Source organism: Brevibacillus borstelensis (genome assembly GCF_037834415.1).
In the GTDB taxonomy this organism is placed as follows: Bacteria; Bacillota; Bacilli; order Brevibacillales; family Brevibacillaceae; genus Brevibacillus; species Brevibacillus borstelensis_A.
The window spans coordinates 26,041-43,089 of record NZ_JAUMSJ010000022.1; the positions used below are offsets into that span (position 1 = coordinate 26,041).

Consider the following 17,049-nt stretch of genomic DNA (forward strand, 5'->3'; position numbering starts at 1 on the left):
CTTATGTTGGCAAACCAAAAAAGCCTGGGCATCATCACGATTTGCCGCGGCTCTTCCTTTCTTGAAAAAGGATATTACAAAAAATTAACGTTGACCGGCCGAAAAGCCGGTATCCAGGTAATCGTCTTCTCTCCGCGCGAGGTGGATTTTTCCACCCGCACGGTGTCTGGATTTGAATACCGCGGCGGCAGCTGGCAAAGCGGAACGTTTCCGCTGCCCGGCTATATCTATGACCGCTGCTTTGTCTGTCCTGCCTACCGCCACTATAAACCATTCGTAGAGAAGTTGCAAAACGATCCGTCCATCACGTTTTTGGGGCATGGGCTGTCAGGAAAATGGCAAGTGCATCAGATGCTGGTCAAATCCCCTCTGCTTGCAAAATGGCTTCCGCCGACGAGCATCTTTTCCTTTCCCAAGCTTCAGCAGACACTTCAGCGTCACGGCTCGGCCATCATCAAGCCAATCGCCGGCACGCATGGAATCGGCGTCGTGCGGATCGACCGGACGGCAGACGGTTACCACCTCACGGGCCGTAATCGAGAAAATGAGCCATTTTCCAGAACCATCCGCACCCCAAATGCACTAAACACGTATTTGACTGGTTTTATCGGCGGACGTACCTTTCTCGTCCAGCCTTATCTCTCCCTGCATACACCGGACGGCACGCCGTTTGATGTTCGCGTGCTGGTTCAAAAAAACGGAAGGGGTGAATGGGAAACGACGGGAAAAGCTGTCCGCCTGGGAAACAAGAAAAGCATTACGTCCAATTTGCACGGAGGAGGGAAGGCAGCCTCGCTGTCGGTCTTTCTCGCCAAACATTTTTCCGAAAAGACCAGAAGCAAGATTCAAACGCAGCTCGACCAGCTGGTAGCGGAACTGCCTCCCTTTTTGGAGCTTGAACACGGCCGGCTGGTCGAGCTTGGGATCGACGTCGGCATCGATACATCTGGAAATATCTGGATCATCGAAGTAAACAGCAGGCCGGGGCGTACGGTTTTCCGAATGATTGATGATCCCAAGGCCAGGCTTCATTCCATCACTCAGCCGGTCCGCTACGCCCGTTATCTTATGAAACATGCGTAGGAGGTAAACATAAGCATGGAATCGATCAGAGTGCGGCTCCGCTTCCTGTCCTATCCCCATGTATCCGGCATTATCCTGCCATCTGTGCTTGTTTCGAAATTGCAGCTTCGGCCACGGCAAAAAGTCAAGATTTCTCTGGGGAAACGGGAAGTGGTGGCTACCATTTATCAAGACCGTCGTAATCAAGAAGGCAATGTTGTCAAAGTAACCAGCATGCTGAAAACGAATTTGGGCATTCCGCACGGTGGTCTGATTCAGTTGAAAAAGGAAGGAGAAACCCTGCGGATTGGTCCCGCAATCGGTATCGTCACTACAGGTCTCAAACAGAACGCTCGCCAGCCGATCGGCCAGCGCACGTCATTTTTTGAGAAACTGCTCCAGGCCCAGGAAGGAAAAGGCGTCTTCTACTTCATTTTCGCTCCGAATGACGTCGATTGGGAGAGCAATCGCGTAAATGCCTGGTTCCTGCAACCGAGCAAGCAAGGCGGGTACGTCTGGAAAAAGATGAATACCGCTCTGCCCGATGTCGTCTACGACCGCATACCTTCGCGAACAGCCGAGCGCCATGCGGCCGTCCAGGAATTCAAGTTGAAATTGGCCAATTATTCAACGCCGATGTTCAACCAGGGATTTTTCAACAAATGGGGCGTCCATCAGCTCCTCTATCCCAACCCGGAGGTAAACGAATTCATCCCTGAGACGTATTCGTCCCCTTCTTTGCTCACCGTCCGCTCGCTGCTGCGAAAGTATCCGACCGTCTATCTCAAACCGATAAACGGCAGTCTGGGCTACGGCATCGTCAAAATTGTCCACTCCGGGAATGGCTATGAAGTGTCCTACCACAACGGGAGCGGCAATGTGAAACGCCGCTTTTCCAAGCTGCCTGCTCTGTACCAGCACGTCTTTCGGACCCGCCGGGTTAACGCGTATCTGGCCCAGCAGGGAATATCGCTGCTGACGTACCACGGCCGTCCCTTCGATTTCCGGGTCCATCTGCATAAAAATCTGCAAAACGAATGGGTCGTCTCCTGCATGGCTGCAAAAGTAGCCGGATCAGGCAGCGTCACTACTCACGTCCGTACGGGTGGAACCGTAATTCCCGGTGACGAATTGCTAAGCTATTTATTCGGCAAGCAGAAAGCCCTGATGACAGACCGCATCTCTCAGGCGGCGATTCGCCTGGCCACCGCCATCGAGCAGGCAAAAGGAATGGATCTCGGCGAGCTGGGTCTCGATATGGGAATCGACACTCACGGACATGTTTGGATGTTCGAAGCCAACTCGAAGCCCGGACGCTCGATCTTTAAGCATGCCCGTCTCAAACAAGCAGATATCGAATCGCGGAGCTTGCTTGTCGACTACAGCTGCTATCTTGCCAACTTTTAACAGACGACCGAACCACCGTACAGGAAGGAGGAACACCCATGCCTCAACTGCGCTCCGGGTGGTTGACCATCTTCCCCGGCGGCCGTTGGTTTTTGCAAATACCGCGTCGAAATCAACACACCCTGCGTGGACAAAAAAAGCTGTATTCCATTCTGGGACCTTTTGATACTCCCAAACGGGTGTACATTGGCCTCCCCAAACGACAACCTGGCCGCGTTCGCACCCGGATCAACTGGAAAACAGTAAATGACAACCTGAAGCTGGGCCCGTTGATCGGGATATTGACTGTGGGAAACGGTCAACACTTTTTGGGCAATCGAGAAAATTTCAAGGACATTGCTCTCGCTGGCCAAAAGCTTGGGGCACTCGTCTACGTTTTCACGCCGCAAAGCATCAATTGGGACAAAAAAAGCATCCGCGGCTTCCTCTACGATGAACAGCAAGATCAATGGCTCGAGGCCGTTCTTCCCTTTCCCCATGTCGTGTACAACCGCATCCCTTCACGCAAAGCGGAAAAACGCCCGGATGTGCAGGAAACATTGAACCAAATCGATAGTCTGCAAAATGTGACGTTGTTCAATCGCTGCTTTTTCGATAAGCAAAAGCTGTTTCAAACATTGAGCGACTACACGGAGGTAACGCCGTTTCTGCCGGAGACAAAGAAACTGGATTCGCTCCAACGCTTTCGTCTGTTTTGCAACCAGCATCACTTTGTGTATCTGAAGCCGGTGCTGGGCAAAGCGGGAGAGGGAATCATGCGGGTGGAACACAAAAAAGACTACTGGCTCGTGCAGCGGCTCAAGGAGCAAAAAGCGGTCACGCGCCAATTTTCCACCCTCGACGGCGTTTGGCGATACGTAAAAGGACACACGAAAGGCAAGCGCTACATCATGCAGCAGGGAATCCAGCGGGCACTGTACATGAAAAAGCCATTTGACGTTCGTATTTTGGTCCAGAAAAACGGAAAAGGGGAGTGGGGAGTGACTGGCATTGGCATTCGCCGTGCCGGTATTCAGAGCATTACGACCCACGTCCCGCGCGGCGGTTCGATCCACTCTGTGGGAACCGTCCTGCGGGCAATCTTCAAGGATGATGCCGCGAAGATCGAAAGCAGAATTAAAGAGACTGCCTTGACGGTTGCCTCCGCTTTGAACGATGCGATAGAAGGGCTTGCCGAAATGTCGATGGATATGGGGTTGACGAGGGAAGGACGGCTCTGGTTGTTTGAAGCCAATGCCAAGCCGGAAAAATTCGACGAACCGACGATTCGCCGGACCTCCCTCTCCAATCTCATCCACTACTCGCAATACGTCTCCCGGCTCCAAAGCGATCGGGAGCTTGCTTCGGGTAGCTTGGGATGAAAGTGATCAAAGTGTCTCCCATAACCTTGCCATCGATCAAATCCACCTTGCTTCGCTTTGTAAGGTTGGAGGGAGACCGCCGGATTACGAAAGAATCGCGAGACTGGCTGGCGGAATTATCTCCGGAAGAGATGAAAAACCAGGAAGCCATCCTGCTTGCAGCGGTCGAAGGAAGGCGTCTGGTCGGTTTGTTCGCGATCTCTGAGTGTGGTCTGGCTCACTCTTGCCTCGTCGTCGACAGGCGGAGGCGCGGGCAAGGTATCGGCAAAGCCATGGCAGCCCGAATGTGCGGTCTGCTGCCCAAACTGTACGTCAGGATTGCTATCGACAACGTATCGAGTCTTGCTTTGTTTAAAAGTCTCGGATTTGAACCCGTCAAAGCAAGCATCAGCACTACAGGCAAGCCGACTCTCTGGCTCGCTTACGGTCAATGGACTCCCGATGATTTGCAGGTGTCTGCGGGCTAATCCCCCTTTTCTCCCGCGCTCTCCCAAGTTTGCCGCTTCCTTTGACCGGTACGCTTGGGCGGGCTTTTTTTCGTTTAGCGGCAAATTCCCGCACTGTTTTTCCACAAACGGTACTAGTGTGAATTCTCTTTTAACGAGGTTTGATGAATCAGCTTCTAAACCTTGGAAAATATAGATAATGGAGGTGGTCAAAATGACCTATCAAAATTACTTTCCAACAAATCAAATTCCTCTTTCCAGCTCTGTCAACGCCGTGTTCCACCCTGGATTTGCCGGAACGAATGTTCAAGAGGTCCGCTACTGGAATCAAGGCGGGCACGCACCGGCGGTATCTACATACGGAGCAAGCGGTTTTGGCGGAGCACAAGCGGTGTTCCAGCCTGGATTTGCCGGCACCAATCCACAAGAAGTACGTCAACAAAACCAACCCGGTTATGCATCCTTTGCGCCCGGTGCCGGTTTTCAGCAAGCTTCATTTGGCTATCCTCAAGCCCAAGCAGGATACCAGCCATTCGCCGGATCTGCACAGGCAGTCTTCTCTCCCGGCTTCGCAGGGACCAATGTACAAGAAGTACAAGCCCGCAATAACACCGCTTACAGCGGAGGCTTCACCAATGCTTACACAGGGTTTGCCGCTCCCGTCGCGGGCAGCGTCGGCAGCATCTTCTCTCCCGGCTTCGCCGGAACAAACCCGCAGGAAGTACGCCAGTTGAATCAACCAGGCTACTCCTCGATCGGTGGCTTCGGCATGCAGGCGCAACCGCAGCAATCCTACGGCGCTCCATTTGGCGGCAGTGCGCAAGCCGTGTTCCAGCCTGGCTTTGCAGGCACAAACGTGCAGGAAGTACGCGCACTCAACGCCGGCCAGCAAGCTCCCTTTGTCGGCTCCATCTACAGCGGCTTCTAAAGGAAGGCGCATAGCGAACAAGACCGTCAGGATTCTGAAATCCGACGGTCTTGTTTTTTACGGATGACGCTGATCTGGCACCCCCTCATTGCGGACTGCCATGATAGCGTCGTACAGGCCGTGCAAGCTATCCAAGCTTTGCTGGTCCACTGTAAAAAGCGTCTCGCCAAACCGGTACAAATCCCGCTCGGCCCCTGGCAGTCTCTGCTTATTTGAATCGCCTTCCCATTGAGCCTCCACGCATTGCTCCGTTTGATCGAGGTGATGGCGGACGTTCACATGCGTCCCCAGCACATCGCGAAAGCGTTCCATGATCCGCGCGTGTCTTTCATCGCTTCGGGCCAGACGGTACAGCGCCATCTCGATTTGCAGCCAGCACGTCACATAAAAGTGAAACTCCAAAAAAAGTGTTGTCAACGCCTTGTTGACCTCCTGCTGCCGCTCTTGCCACTCGTCTTCCCGCGCGCCTGTCCATTCAGCAAGCGCCCGCTTCACGTCCGCTTTCTTCTCCTGAATCAGCTCGTAGTGATTAACCGCTCCCCGGTAAAACTTGCGCACAATGTTGTAGAGCATCTCCGGTGTACGCGGCGGCAACCCCCCGTACCGGTTTTTTACATCCCGCATAAACAGCTCGCCTCTTCTCTTCCTTTACTCGCTGAGTGCTTTCTCTTCCCATTCTACCTCAGCCGGCGAAAAGAGAAAAAGCCCGCTGATGGCGGTCAGCGGGCAGTTTCTTTTCTGCAAGCGGGTGCTGCTTACAATGTTTTCATGCCAGGCTTCCAGTTTGCCGGGCAAAGGCCGCCTGCCTGCAAAGCTTGCAGGATGCGGAGCGTTTCGTCGACGCTGCGGCCGACGTTCATGTCGGTAACCACCTGGTAGCGGAGAATGCCTTCCGGATCGATGATAAACAGTCCACGGTGTGCGGCGCCTGTCTCTTCATCCAGAACGCCGTAAGCTTTCGCCGTCTTTTTGGTGATGTCGCTGGCAAGCGGGAAGTTTACTTCTCCAATGCCTTGCTGGTCGCGAGGGGTGCGAATCCATGCGCGGTGCGTGTGCACACTGTCTACGGACACGCCCAATACTTCGCAATCCAGCTCCTCAAACTCCGCGATATTGTCGCTAAACGACGTTACTTCTGTCGGGCAGACAAAGGTAAAGTCAAACGGCCAGAAGAACAGGATCAGCCACTTTCCTTTGTAGTCTGCCAAAGTCGCGCGCTCTTCCAGCGTCTCCAGATTTTTTGTGGTTGCCATATCAAAATCAGGCGCTGGTTTTCCTACTTGCAGTTGTACGTGATCGCTCATGATGTTTCGCTCCTCCTTTTTTAGATGCCTTTTCCTGATTATTCGGCAGCTTCAAGCGCAGCCAAAGCTTTCTTGATCCGGTTCGGATTGAATCCGAGGATCTGCTTGTCGCCGATCAGCGTCAACGGAACCGACATCATCCCGAGACGCGCGAGCTCCTCGCGGTATGTTTCATTCTCGTCAATGTTTCGTTCATCGTAGGAAATGTTCTGTTCTTCCAGATATGTTTTCAGTTGCTTGCAAAAACCGCAGTTTGTGCTGGAATATACGATTGCTTGCGCCATGTTCATTCTCTCCTTGCCGCGTTTATTTGTACTGGGGAACGATCTTGCTGCGTTTGTTGATGTACCTGTCTGCAGCCATAGCCGCGATTGCGCCGTCGGCAGCGGCTACCACCGCTTGCTTGACAGGCGTCTTGCGAACTTCTCCCGCGCCGAAAACTCCCGGCACGGCGGATTGCATACATTCATCCAAAATCATAAAGCCTTCGTTATCAAGCGGGACCTGGTCTTCGAGAAAATCCGTTCCCGGCTTGCTTCCCGAGAGGAAAATAAACACTCCGTCCACAGTGACGAGCTCTTCCCTGCCGTCCGCGTGGCGGATCTGGACGCCTTCGACGGACTGTTCTCCGACGATTTCAACAGGGCGGGTGCGAAACAAAAATTCCGTATTGGGGAGTTCGGGTACTTCGTCCACCCCTTGAAGCTCCGATCGGGGCACGAGGAAGACAATCTTGTCGGCAAACTTGGTCAGTGCGTGCGCTTCCTCCAGCGCTTCCTCGGAATCTCCGATCACTGCGACCGTTTTTCCCTGGTAAAAAGCGCCGTCGCACGTAGCGCACGTGCTGATGCCCCTGCCGAGCAGCCGCTCTTCTCCGGGAAGCATGCGGTTGCGTCCCTTCGACCCGGTTGCCACAATGACTGCCTTCGCCTCAAATGTACCGTCTGCGGTGAAGATGCTTTTGACTTCATCCTCCACATCCACAGCCGTAATGGTCGTTTGCAGGAATGTCGCACCGAAGCTCTCCGCCTGCCTGCGCATGATATCGAGCAGCTGCTTTCCTGTCATCTCGCCTTCCGCGCCCGGATAATTGGCGATTTTATGCGTCAGCGCCAAGGCTCCCGTATTGGGCGCTTTGTCGATCACCAGTGTCTTTAAGTTGCCGCGCGCTGTATAAATCGCTGCAGATGCTCCGGCCGGTCCGCCGCCGATGATGATCACATCGTACATGCACGCATTCACCTCACGATTCGATATTTTATAATAATTATCAACTAGTAACAGTTATCATTTTACTTGATACAAGATAAAAGTCAATATCTTTTTATAATAATTTTAAACAAAGGGCAAATGGCTCTTGCTTCTTTGCAAAAGATGCATTACTTTTGAAAGTAGGAAACTGTTCTGAATCACTCAAAACATATATCCAGGTAACGAACGCTGCCACTAGATGGCAGCTTTCGCGCTTTAGAGAGGATGAAACTGTTTCTCATTTCACAAAAGAGAGGAAGAAATGACGATGAAACACATGGATTATCATCACCTCGATCACGTCAAGGACCAGCAGACGTCCAAGAAAACGCTCTGGATCACGCTGTTTATTACCCTGTTCTTTACCATCGTAGAGATCATTGGCGGACTGCTTTCCAACTCGCTGGCTCTCCTGTCGGACTCCGCTCATATGATCTCCGACGTCCTGGCGCTCGCACTGAGCATGACCGCCATCTACATGGCTTCGCGGAAGCCGAACAGCCGCTACACCTTTGGATACCTCCGTTTTGAAATCGTCGCCTCCTTTCTCAACGGGGCCGCACTCGCCGTCATCGCGGTGGGAATCTTCATCGAGGGGATCAAGCGGATGATTTCACCGCAGGAGGTCGACCTCAAGCTGATGCTGACGATCGCTTCCATCGGCCTGCTCGTCAATATCATTCTGACCGTCGTTTTGAGCCGCAGTTCAAAAGAAGAGGAAAATCTCAACATCCAAAGCGCTCTGTGGCATTTTATCGGGGACTTGCTCAGTTCTGTCGGCGTCATCCTGTCCGCAATCATCATTTACTTTACCGGCTTCACTTTGTTTGACCCTTTGATCAGCATGGTGATCGGCGCCATCATCTTTACCGGCGGAGCCAAGATTATCCGCGCGTCGTATCTGATCATTATGGAATCTGTCCCGGAAAAGTTTGACCTCGAGGAAATCCGCCAAGACATCGCTCAAGTGGAAGGTGTCGAGGATGTGCACGAAATGCATCTTTGGGCGATTTCAACCGATCATTACTCGATCACTGCCCACGTGTTTGTCCGCGAAGACATTCAGCCCTTCTGTGTGATTTTGGCAGTGAATGAGACGCTGAAGAACAAATACGGCATCAATCACTCCACGATCCAGGTAGAGCACGCCCAGTTCCACGACCACGGCGAGTACGGCAAGATGTTCCTGCAGCAGCGGGAGGGCCAGCTTTCTTCCTGATCCATGCATGTACGCCAAAAGCAAGCTTGTTTGCAAAAAAAAGCGAAAGAAAAATACCGCCTCTCCCGGGGAAGGCGGTATTTTTGTGCCGTTTGGCGCCAGTACCTGCTTGTATTCTACTGCATATCTTTTCGATAGCTTTTGATCATCCAGCGCTTGCGTCTTTTCTTCTGCTGCTGTCTAAACCGCTTCGCCGCCTTGTTCCATGTACATGACCTCCCACAGATGGCCGTCGAGATCCTGAAAGCTCCAGCCGTACATAAAGCCGTGGTCAAACCGGTCATTTGCAGCTTTCCCTCCGGCCTCAAGCGCTTTGTTTACGATCTCATCGACCTGTTCCCTGCTTTGAGCGGACAACGCCATGATGACTTCTGTCGTTTTTGTCGCGTCGGCCAGCTCTTTTTTCGTAAACGTCTGGAAAAAACTCTCGACCAGGAGCATGACAAAAGTGCTGTCATTGATAATCATGCAGGTTGCTTTCTCGTCGGTAAATTGGGGGTTGAACTCAAATCCGATTTTGGAAAAAAAGTCGATGGATTTGTTCAGATCCTTTACCGGTAAATTCACAAATGTTTTCTCTGCTTGAAGTCCCATCATCGATCACCTCTTTGTAATTTTCGGAGCCGACGCACTACAGTCAATTGCCGGACAGCGGCCATACTTCCATTGATCAAGCAAATATGCCTGTCGGTTGACTATTTCTGCCCCATCGTGAATAAGATAGTCTTATTCTAGCATGGGCCACTTGGGTTGATTTCTTACCGATTGCTATGTTTGTAAGCCGCATGCAAACAAGCGCGCTTTTCTCCAAGCTCGTCCGTCCGCTGACAAAGCGCCGCTTGTTTGCATAATAATTTTGCGATTTCGAATACTGGCTAAAACATTGACGAATCAAACGATTCAAGCTAAAGTACCTCTATCACTTGAACGCAAAAAAGCGAAAAAGCATAAAAGCATAGCCGCGAAAAAGCTACTGTGCGAACAAGTAGGAGTTGTTATCGCTATGAACAAATCGATCCGTTTCGGGCAGAGTCTCATTGTTTTGCTTGCCGTCTTTGCCGTGTTGTTTCCTGCGCTCTTCTTCGGAAAAGCAGAGCCTCATATGCCGTTGCTGACAGCTCTCATCGTATCTGCGGTCCTTATTCGCCTGTTCGGAGTACCTTGGGAAGCGATGGAGGAGGGCATTATCAAAGGCGTTCAATCGGCCGTTGCTCCCCTGCTCATCCTGTCGCTTATCGGCATTTTGATCGGTGTATGGATGATGAGCGGCACGGTGCCAACCATTCTGTATTACGGGATTTCATTGATTTCGCCGGAGTATTTTACCGTCAGCGCCCTGTTTTTGACGATTCTCGTCTCGACAGCCACGGGGAGCTCCTTTACGACTGTCAGCACTGTCGGCGTAGCGTTGATGGGGGTAGCCACTGCACTGGGGATGGACCCGCTTGTTACGGCTGGTGCCGTCATTTCGGGAGCCTGCTTTGGGGACAAAATGTCGCCGCTGTCTGACACAACGAATTTTTCTGCGGCTGTGGCAGGTGTCCCTTTGATGGAGCATGTCCGCTTCATGACCAGAACGACCGTGCCTGCCATCGCCCTGACGGCTCTGTTTTTTGCCTTTCAGGGCCAGCCGGACGCTGTGAATCTGTCCAATATCTCGCTCATTCAAACGGAGCTGGAGAAGCACTTCACGCTGTCGGTCTTTACGCTGCTGCCCGCCTTGGTCGTGATCGGCTGCTCGCTCATGCGCAAACCGATCCTGCCGACGCTCGTCGCCGGGATTGCCAGCGGGATCGCAACAGCCGCCATTGTTCAGGGAGAACGCTCGCCGCTGTCGTGGCTTGCCGTCATGCAAAACGGATTTCACCGCGAATTCTCCAACGAGATCGTCGGCTCGATCGTGAACCGCGGCGGCCTGATGTCGATGACGTGGTCGCTGTCGCTGATCCTGATCGCCCTCTCGCTGGGCGGACTCCTGCAGCGAAGCGGAGTCTTTCATGCCCTCTTTGACGGTTTGCTCAAACGGCTCAAGCATGCGGGCGGACTCATTACCTTGGCAGGCTCGTCCTCGCTACTTGTGAATGGCTTGACTGGCGAGCAATACCTCTCCATCCTGCTGCCGGGACAAATGTTTCGGGAGTCTTTTGAGTCGAGGGGCATTTCTCGTGCAAGGCTCTCCCGTACTCTGGAGGATTGCGGAACGCTGATCAATCCCTTGATTCCCTGGGGCGTAAGCGGTGCCTTTTTCACGTCCACCCTGCATGTGGCCACGCTGGATTATCTGCCGTACGCCCTGTTCCTCTGGCTGTCGCCGGTCTTTACGTTTTTGTTTGCCTGGATCAGGAGGTAGTCATCCGCTCCGTACACTGTCGCACAGTTTTTGCCCCTTTTTTTGGAACGGTACAGCGCCTCGTCTGCGGCCCGTTTCAATCCGTCGGCGCTGCCTGCATGATCGGGGTAGAGCGCGATTCCCGCGCTGACCGTAGCCGGGATGGGCCGACCTTGATACACCAGAGGGTGTTTGCCCAGATACTCGCGGATTGCCAGCACCTTGTCCACCGCATCGCGCAGGGTAGCGTCGGGAGCCAGCAGCATGAATTCGTCTCCGGCATATCGGTAGACGCTCTCTCCGGCTCCCGCGTTCACCATCAGCGCCTCGGCGATGCGGCGGATCAACTCGTCACCGACGTGATGGCCGTACTGGTCGTTCACCTTTTTCAAATGATCCGAATCCAGCATGATCAGAGTCACAGTTGACCGCCTCTCTTCCAGAAGCTTCTCCAAATCGCGGTGAAAAGCCCGGTAATTCAGGATTCCCGTCAATTCATCCCGGAAGGACATCTGGTACATCCGGTCGTACAGACGGGCTGTTTCCACTGCGCTGGCTACTTGAGAACCGATGATTTTCAGCAATTCTTCATGCTCTTTCTTGTAGGCAAACGCCCGATACGATTGTGCGGAAATGACCCCCTTCATCTGGTTGCCCAGCATCAAAGGGACAAAGATGCACGTGTTTGTGTCGCTGTCAGGATTGCCCCAGCGGACAGCGGAGGCGCCTACGGTCTCGTCCCGGGACGTTCGCAGATGAACCGTTTCCCGGGTGGCGATCACCTTGGAAATGATGCCTTCCCCGTATGGCAGCGTGAGCGGACCGTAATTGACCCCGGAGTCGATGCTGATCGGGATCTGGATCTCGCTTTCGCCTTCTTCATAGAGAGCGATCAAAAAAGCGTCTGTCCTCATCACTCGCGAAACCAACTCAAAGGCCTTCCAGATTATCTCTTCCTCGTCATAGTTTCTGGAGAAGGTATGGCTGAGGTCATGCAAAATTTTTAAATGCTCGGATAGCCATGACAAATGTGCCACTTTTTCATTTAGTTTGACAATTTTCTCCAGAATTTGTTCGTGCTGCTCCACTTCCGAAACACCCAGTATCCCGCCCAGCTCCCGCGAGATCGCGAATACTTCCTCCCGGTCGACAGACTCGATATGGTTTAGCCAATGATTGTACCGCTCGAGCAACCGCTTCACGGACTCTTCTCTTGACCACGCATTCTCTACCATGCACTACCCCCTCGTACACTCGGGCAATCCATTTTCAATGACAGCTTTGGAATCCGGAATCAGGACTGCTTTTTGCTCTCCTGAAAGCGTTCGACCGCAGCCCTTATCGCCTGCAATACGGCACCTTGTCCCGGCCCCAGAAAACGTTCTTGAACCACTTGGGCAATCTCCGTCATCCCGCCCGCAACCGACCTGCCGCGCAGCAAGCCGGCCAAAAAATCGCTGGTCTTATCCATAACAAAGGTAAAGCTGGCGTCACAGATTACTTCCTTCTCGATATCTATGATGAGTACGCAGCCGATCACCGAGGATACTTCGTACAAAGTGGTTCCTTTTGGAATTTGCGCGAACCCTGCCGTAAGTACGGTTTTTGCTTGAGACCAGTCAGTCATTTGCCTGTTCCTCCCTTTAAACCGCCGTATCCGGGAGTGTTCCCGCCTGCCAGATGGCTTCTGCTAATCGTGTTCCCGCATCCGGGAGACGAGAAAACGGCTACTCCGGAAACTGGAAATAGCCTGCAGCTTTTTCTTCTACTAAGTACAACCAATATTACCCTATTCCCTCTGTTCTTGCCATCCCTAAAGCTGTTTCTGAAGCGAAATCTTCTGCGGGGGGCAGCTTTGCCCGTCAAGCTTTCCGTAAACCTCCGCTTTCCTGAGAACAAAAAAGAGGCATCCATCGATGCCCCGAAACTAAAAACTTCTTTACTTTAGGCATGCAAGCCTTTTTGCTACCTGTTTTCCATCGCCAGCCGAAGCTTTCCGCCGACAAGCTTCAATCGTTCCCGGGCCTCTTCTGCCAATAGTCCCGTTTGCTTCATCACGATCGCTACCCGGGCGTCTCCACCCGCGAGCGTGATCAGACGCTCCGCCTCCGCGTAGCTGGCCCCGGTCACCTCCATGACGATGTGCTTGGCCCGCTCCTTTAGCTTCTGGTTGGTCGCCTGGACATTGACCATCAGATTGCCGTAAACCTTGCCGAGGTGAACCATGCTGGCCGTGGTCAGCATATTCAGCACCATTTTCGTTGCCGTTCCCGCCTTCAAACGAGTAGAGCCGGTCACCACCTCCGGTCCGACCACGATGTTGATCGAGACGTCTACCCCCTGGCTGATGCCGGGAGTAGGATTGCAGGACAGGGAGATCGTCACAGCCTGTCTCGCTTTTGCTTCCTCCAGCGCCCCGATGACATAAGGAGTCCTGCCGCTGGCGGCTATGCCCACCACTACATCGCCCGGACGGACACCGCTTCTCATCACGTCCTCTTTTCCCAGTTCAGTCGAATCCTCCGCTCCCTCGATCGCCTCCACCAGCGCATTTGGCCCTCCGGCGATCACCCCGCGGACCAGCTGCGGATCGGTGCCGAACGTCGGCGGGCATTCGGAAGCATCCAGCACACCCAACCGCCCGCTCGTACCGGCGCCGAAATAGAAGAGCCGTCCACCGCCCTCCATCGCTCGCGAAATCAAATCGACAGCCTGTGCTACCTGCGGCAAAACCTGCTCGACGGCATGCGCTACCTTCTTGTCCTCTTCATTCATCAGTGCCACAATCTCCAGACTGGTCATCTGGTCCAACGCTTCACTTGCCAGATTTCGCATTTCCGTAGTCAATTCGCGCAAGTTTTCACCCATGGGCGTCCTCCTCTGCTCCGTTTGTTTGTTTCCCTGCAAGTCTCGTTTTCATCTTCTCGTCCATTTTCAGTCCGGCCCGCAGCAAGGCTGCAGCCAAGCATCCCGATACGGGTGCGGCCCGCGGAATGATCACATCAAAGCGGGCCAGCTCCAGAAGCTGTCTTCTCAGCATCGTATCTGCCGCCAGCAATCCGCCTGCCAGAACGACAGGCATGCTGTCGGATGTTTGGCTGCGGCACGCTTCCGCCAGCTCCAGCAGTGACCGGGCAGCCTGATTGACGCAGCGGGCCGCTGCTTCATCGCCGGCTTCTGCCGCCCTCTCAGCGAGGACGCTTACTTCTGCCAGATCCTTGCGGGGATTGGGCGAGCTGTACAAGCGGGCGATCAATTGGTCCGGCCGGTCGACTTCAAAGTGACGGATCACCAGCTCGCTCAAAAGCGTCGGTGCCCCGCGGCCGTCAAATGCCCGCAATACCGCGATGACCGCCTGCCTGCCCAGATCGTAGCCGCTGCCTTCGTCGCCCAACAGGTATCCCCAGCCGCCTACCCGATGACGCGCTCCCGTATCCGTCAGCGCGTAGGCGATCGAACCGGTTCCGGCGATCAACACGATGCCGGGCTCCCCCCACGTTCCGGAATAAAGGGCGCCCGCAGCGTCATTGTCGATCTGAAGCCGCCCTCCCCACGCCGGCCCGAATGCATCCTCGATCCGGCCCTTCACCTCTGGTCTGTCCGCACCTGCTAATCCGAGAAAAATTGCCTCCACATCATCTGCCCAGCCGCCTGCCTGTACGATCAGCTCGTCCACGAGCCTGCGTATCGTGTCCTCGACCTGTGGCCAGGGTCTGGAAAGCGGATTGGTCCCCTCTCCGACGGCTCGGCCGACAATCTCTCCCGTTTCATCGCAGATCGCGGCATTGGTTTTACTGCCGCCTCCATCGATTCCAATAAACAAACGTCGCGTTTTATTTACCTGCACCAGCCGTCAACCCTTCCATAAATTGCCTGGACGCCAACAGAAATACCGCGATCATCGGCAAGGCAGAAAGCGTCAACCCGGCGAACAACAGACTCCAGTCCGTCTCGTACTCGCCGAAGAGCACCATCATCCCCACGGGAATCGTTTTCAGCGCTTCATCCTGAATAAAGATCAGCGGAAAAAAGAAGTCATTCCAGGCCTGAATAAAGGTAATGATTACAACAGTTCCCAAAGCGGGACGGATCAGCGGCAGCAGGACTCGCCAAAACACCTGAAAGTGGCTGCAGCCGTCGATCCTTGCCGCCTCCTCCAGCTCCACCGGCAGCGTCCGAAAAAAACCCGTCAGAATAAACACGGAGATCGGGATGCCGCTGGCCGTATAGATTAAAATCAGCGACCAGAGCGAGTTGAGCAGGCCGAGCTTTTTCATCAGCAAAAAGAGCGGGACGATTCCCAGCTTGACCGGGACCATCAGCCCAATCAAAAAGTAGAAGTAGAGCAGACCCGTCCACTTATGCGAAAAGCGAGCCAGATAAAAAGCGGCCATCGAAGAAGTGACTGTGATCAGGAGCACTGACGTGACGCTGACCATTATGCTGTTCAAGAGAAAATCAGCGAAGGGGACTACCTCCCACAGCTTCCTGTACGTGTCCAGGCCAAACGTCTTTGGCAGCGCCAGCGGGCTTGTGAAAATCTCCGCGTTTGATTTCAATGATGAACTGACCATGAGCACGATGGGGTAGAGGGCGACAAGCACGAAAACATAAGCGAAAAGATACTGCAGGGAGCGTCTGCCGATGCCAGCTTTCATCCCGCTCTCCTCCTTTTGGATAGCCTACCAGGGTCATGCCTTTTCAGATCGATACAAGCTGTCGTCCGCATTGCCTTGGGTCAGTGCTGGACTTCCCGTTTCCGCATCGCTTTGAGCGAGAGCGCCGATACGGAAGCGACGATGAAGAACAGCACAACGGCCAATGCGGAGCCAAGTCCGATGGATACATCCCCCGCTCCCCCCGAACCGCTGAAGGCGAGCCGGTAGAAGTACACCGCGAGCGTATCGGTGGAGTGGAACGGCTCCCCCATCGAGCCCTGCATCGCGTAAACAAGCTCGAACGCCTCGAACGCCTGGATAAACGTAAATATCGTCATGATCGTGAGCGACGGCATGACCAGCGGCAAAATGATGCGAGAAAGCATGGTGAGCCCCTTGGCCCCGTCCAGCCTTGCCGCCTCTATCAACTCCTCCGGAATGGATTGCAGGCCCGCGAGGAAAATCAGGACAGCGAAACCGATCCCAAACCAGCAATTGACCAAAATAATCGCCAGCAGCGCCGTGTCGGGGTCACCCAGCCACGGTTTGGCCCACTCCTCTAGGCCCAGCTTTCCGAGCAGCGTATTGAGCGCACCATAGTTGGGGTTTAAAATCAATTTCCACAAAAACCCAACCACGATAACCGAAAGCAGCCGCGGCATGAAGTACGCTGCCTTGAGGAAGCCTGCTCCGCGTATTTTTCGGTAAATCAAAAAGGCGAGGACAAAAGCGATTCCATTCTGCACCACCATTTCGACGAGAAAATAGATGACGTTATGTCCGAAGGCATTCCAAAACAGCTTATTGAACGGCTCCACCTGAAACAGCGTCAGGAAATTTTGCAGGCCGACAAACGCTCCCCGGGCTATCCCTTTCCACTCGTACATGCTGTATGTAAAGGCCGAAAGGATCGGATAGATGACAAACAGCGTATACAGTATGAGAGCGGGGAGGGGGAACAGGTGCAGAAGCCAGCGAGGCTTTGCTTTCCTTTTTGGCTGTATCTGTTGCCGCTCGGGTACGCCCATGACAACCACCCCCCCTGTATCGCGGCGGCAAAAGGGCGAGAGCTCTGCCCCTCTTC

At 53.8% G+C, this 17,049-nt stretch carries 18 protein-coding genes; 7 read left to right on the forward strand and 11 right to left on the reverse strand.

Features of this window, described 5'->3' with window-relative positions; genetic code table 11:
- Positions 1-3 precede the first annotated feature (3 nt).
- The 5 genes from Q3F21_RS17125 (at position 4) to Q3F21_RS17145 (ending at position 5,204) form a co-directional block, all read left to right on the forward strand.
- Entirely contained in the window at positions 4-1,083 is a 1,080-nt protein-coding gene (locus tag Q3F21_RS17125) for a YheC/YheD family protein (RefSeq protein WP_340255525.1), read from the forward strand.
- A 15-nt stretch (positions 1,084-1,098) separates the two neighbouring features.
- Positions 1,099-2,469: a YheC/YheD family protein gene (locus Q3F21_RS17130; protein ID WP_340255528.1), complete on the forward strand. Its 1,371-nt coding sequence runs from the start codon at positions 1,099-1,101 to the stop codon at positions 2,467-2,469.
- Between the two features lie 38 nt (positions 2,470-2,507).
- On the forward strand, positions 2,508-3,830 hold the full coding sequence (locus Q3F21_RS17135; RefSeq protein WP_340255530.1) for a YheC/YheD family protein: 1,323 nt from the start codon (positions 2,508-2,510) through the stop codon (positions 3,828-3,830).
- Positions 3,827-4,297: a GNAT family N-acetyltransferase gene (locus tag Q3F21_RS17140; RefSeq protein WP_340255533.1), complete on the forward strand. Its 471-nt coding sequence runs from the start codon at positions 3,827-3,829 to the stop codon at positions 4,295-4,297. The genes Q3F21_RS17135 and Q3F21_RS17140 overlap by 4 nt, the downstream gene beginning before the upstream one ends.
- 193 nt (positions 4,298-4,490) lie before the next feature.
- Positions 4,491-5,204 (forward strand): hypothetical protein, encoded by a 714-nt coding sequence (locus Q3F21_RS17145; RefSeq protein ID WP_340255536.1) that lies wholly within the window; start codon positions 4,491-4,493, stop codon positions 5,202-5,204.
- A gap of 57 nt (positions 5,205-5,261) precedes the next feature.
- Here Q3F21_RS17145 and Q3F21_RS17150 read toward each other — a convergent pair whose 3' ends face one another.
- The 4 genes from Q3F21_RS17150 to Q3F21_RS17165 form a co-directional block, all read right to left on the reverse strand.
- Positions 5,262-5,828: a hypothetical protein gene (locus tag Q3F21_RS17150; RefSeq protein WP_340255539.1), complete on the reverse strand. Its 567-nt coding sequence runs from the start codon at positions 5,826-5,828 to the stop codon at positions 5,262-5,264.
- Between the two features lie 131 nt (positions 5,829-5,959).
- Positions 5,960-6,508 carry a peroxiredoxin gene (locus Q3F21_RS17155; protein ID WP_340255542.1) on the reverse strand — a complete coding sequence of 183 codons (549 nt, stop codon included), beginning with the start codon at positions 6,506-6,508 and terminating at the stop codon, positions 5,960-5,962.
- 38 nt (positions 6,509-6,546) lie between these two features.
- Complete coding sequence (locus tag Q3F21_RS17160; protein WP_340255545.1) at positions 6,547-6,792, reverse strand: glutaredoxin family protein; 246 nt, start codon at positions 6,790-6,792, stop codon at positions 6,547-6,549.
- A 22-nt stretch (positions 6,793-6,814) separates the two neighbouring features.
- Positions 6,815-7,738, reverse strand: coding sequence for an NAD(P)/FAD-dependent oxidoreductase (locus Q3F21_RS17165; protein ID WP_340255548.1), 924 nt, complete (start codon positions 7,736-7,738; stop codon positions 6,815-6,817).
- 289 nt (positions 7,739-8,027) lie between these two features.
- On the opposite strand from Q3F21_RS17165, the gene Q3F21_RS17170 reads away from it, so the two are divergent.
- Entirely contained in the window at positions 8,028-8,978 is a 951-nt protein-coding gene (locus Q3F21_RS17170) for a cation diffusion facilitator family transporter (RefSeq protein WP_340255551.1), read from the forward strand.
- 180 nt (positions 8,979-9,158) lie between these two features.
- Here the strand turns inward: Q3F21_RS17170 and Q3F21_RS17175 are convergent, their stop codons facing one another.
- Positions 9,159-9,572, reverse strand: coding sequence for a VOC family protein (locus tag Q3F21_RS17175; protein ID WP_340255681.1), 414 nt, complete (start codon positions 9,570-9,572; stop codon positions 9,159-9,161).
- A gap of 409 nt (positions 9,573-9,981) precedes the next feature.
- Between Q3F21_RS17175 and nhaC the strand changes: the two genes are divergently transcribed.
- Positions 9,982-11,328: a Na+/H+ antiporter NhaC gene (nhaC, locus tag Q3F21_RS17180; protein ID WP_340255554.1), complete on the forward strand. Its 1,347-nt coding sequence runs from the start codon at positions 9,982-9,984 to the stop codon at positions 11,326-11,328.
- On the opposite strand, the gene Q3F21_RS17185 is transcribed toward nhaC, so the two are convergent.
- The 6 genes from Q3F21_RS17185 to Q3F21_RS17210 all read right to left on the reverse strand — a co-directional run bounded on the left by Q3F21_RS17185 (position 11,256) and on the right by Q3F21_RS17210 (position 16,993).
- The gene (locus Q3F21_RS17185) at positions 11,256-12,542 is read right to left on the reverse strand and encodes a diguanylate cyclase (protein WP_340255557.1); all 1,287 of its coding nucleotides are present in this window, start codon (positions 12,540-12,542) and stop codon (positions 11,256-11,258) included. The two genes, nhaC and Q3F21_RS17185, sit on opposite strands and share 73 nt — an antisense overlap.
- Positions 12,543-12,601: 59 nt before the next feature.
- A complete protein-coding gene (locus tag Q3F21_RS17190) occupies positions 12,602-12,934 on the reverse strand; it encodes a DUF3870 domain-containing protein (RefSeq protein WP_340255560.1) in 333 nt (110 codons plus the stop codon).
- Between the two features lie 338 nt (positions 12,935-13,272).
- On the reverse strand, positions 13,273-14,175 hold the full coding sequence (gene murQ, locus Q3F21_RS17195; protein WP_340255564.1) for an N-acetylmuramic acid 6-phosphate etherase: 903 nt from the start codon (positions 14,173-14,175) through the stop codon (positions 13,273-13,275).
- A complete protein-coding gene (locus Q3F21_RS17200; RefSeq protein ID WP_340255567.1) occupies positions 14,168-15,154 on the reverse strand; it encodes an N-acetylglucosamine kinase in 987 nt (328 codons plus the stop codon). Before Q3F21_RS17200 ends, murQ begins: the two co-directional genes overlap by 8 nt.
- The gene (locus tag Q3F21_RS17205; protein ID WP_340255570.1) at positions 15,141-15,965 is read right to left on the reverse strand and encodes a carbohydrate ABC transporter permease; all 825 of its coding nucleotides are present in this window, start codon (positions 15,963-15,965) and stop codon (positions 15,141-15,143) included. The genes Q3F21_RS17200 and Q3F21_RS17205 overlap by 14 nt, the downstream gene beginning before the upstream one ends.
- Before the next feature lie 80 nt (positions 15,966-16,045).
- The gene (locus tag Q3F21_RS17210; protein ID WP_340255573.1) at positions 16,046-16,993 is read right to left on the reverse strand and encodes a carbohydrate ABC transporter permease; all 948 of its coding nucleotides are present in this window, start codon (positions 16,991-16,993) and stop codon (positions 16,046-16,048) included.
- Positions 16,994-17,049: the final 56 nt, after the last annotated feature.

Bases quoted from the DNA above. Each gene is read 5' to 3' on its own strand.
- Q3F21_RS17125 (WP_340255525.1), top strand. From the start codon at position 4: ATGTTGGCAAACCAAAAAAGCCTGGGCATCATCACGATTTGCCGCGGC.
- Q3F21_RS17130 (WP_340255528.1), top strand. From the start codon at position 1,099: ATGGAATCGATCAGAGTGCGGCTCCGCTTCCTGTCCTATCCCCATGTA.
- Q3F21_RS17135 (WP_340255530.1), top strand. From the start codon at position 2,508: ATGCCTCAACTGCGCTCCGGGTGGTTGACCATCTTCCCCGGCGGCCGT.
- Q3F21_RS17140 (WP_340255533.1), top strand. From the start codon at position 3,827: ATGAAAGTGATCAAAGTGTCTCCCATAACCTTGCCATCGATCAAATCC.
- Q3F21_RS17145 (WP_340255536.1), top strand. From the start codon at position 4,491: ATGACCTATCAAAATTACTTTCCAACAAATCAAATTCCTCTTTCCAGC.
- Q3F21_RS17150 (WP_340255539.1), bottom strand. From the start codon at position 5,828: ATGCGGGATGTAAAAAACCGGTACGGGGGGTTGCCGCCGCGTACACCG.
- Q3F21_RS17155 (WP_340255542.1), bottom strand. From the start codon at position 6,508: ATGAGCGATCACGTACAACTGCAAGTAGGAAAACCAGCGCCTGATTTT.
- Q3F21_RS17160 (WP_340255545.1), bottom strand. From the start codon at position 6,792: ATGGCGCAAGCAATCGTATATTCCAGCACAAACTGCGGTTTTTGCAAG.
- Q3F21_RS17165 (WP_340255548.1), bottom strand. From the start codon at position 7,738: ATGTACGATGTGATCATCATCGGCGGCGGACCGGCCGGAGCATCTGCA.
- Q3F21_RS17170 (WP_340255551.1), top strand. From the start codon at position 8,028: ATGAAACACATGGATTATCATCACCTCGATCACGTCAAGGACCAGCAG.
- Q3F21_RS17175 (WP_340255681.1), bottom strand. From the start codon at position 9,572: ATGGGACTTCAAGCAGAGAAAACATTTGTGAATTTACCGGTAAAGGAT.
- nhaC (WP_340255554.1), top strand. From the start codon at position 9,982: ATGAACAAATCGATCCGTTTCGGGCAGAGTCTCATTGTTTTGCTTGCC.
- Q3F21_RS17185 (WP_340255557.1), bottom strand. From the start codon at position 12,542: ATGGTAGAGAATGCGTGGTCAAGAGAAGAGTCCGTGAAGCGGTTGCTC.
- Q3F21_RS17190 (WP_340255560.1), bottom strand. From the start codon at position 12,934: ATGACTGACTGGTCTCAAGCAAAAACCGTACTTACGGCAGGGTTCGCG.
- murQ (WP_340255564.1), bottom strand. From the start codon at position 14,175: ATGGGTGAAAACTTGCGCGAATTGACTACGGAAATGCGAAATCTGGCA.
- Q3F21_RS17205 (WP_340255570.1), bottom strand. From the start codon at position 15,965: ATGAAAGCTGGCATCGGCAGACGCTCCCTGCAGTATCTTTTCGCTTAT.
- Q3F21_RS17210 (WP_340255573.1), bottom strand. From the start codon at position 16,993: ATGGGCGTACCCGAGCGGCAACAGATACAGCCAAAAAGGAAAGCAAAG.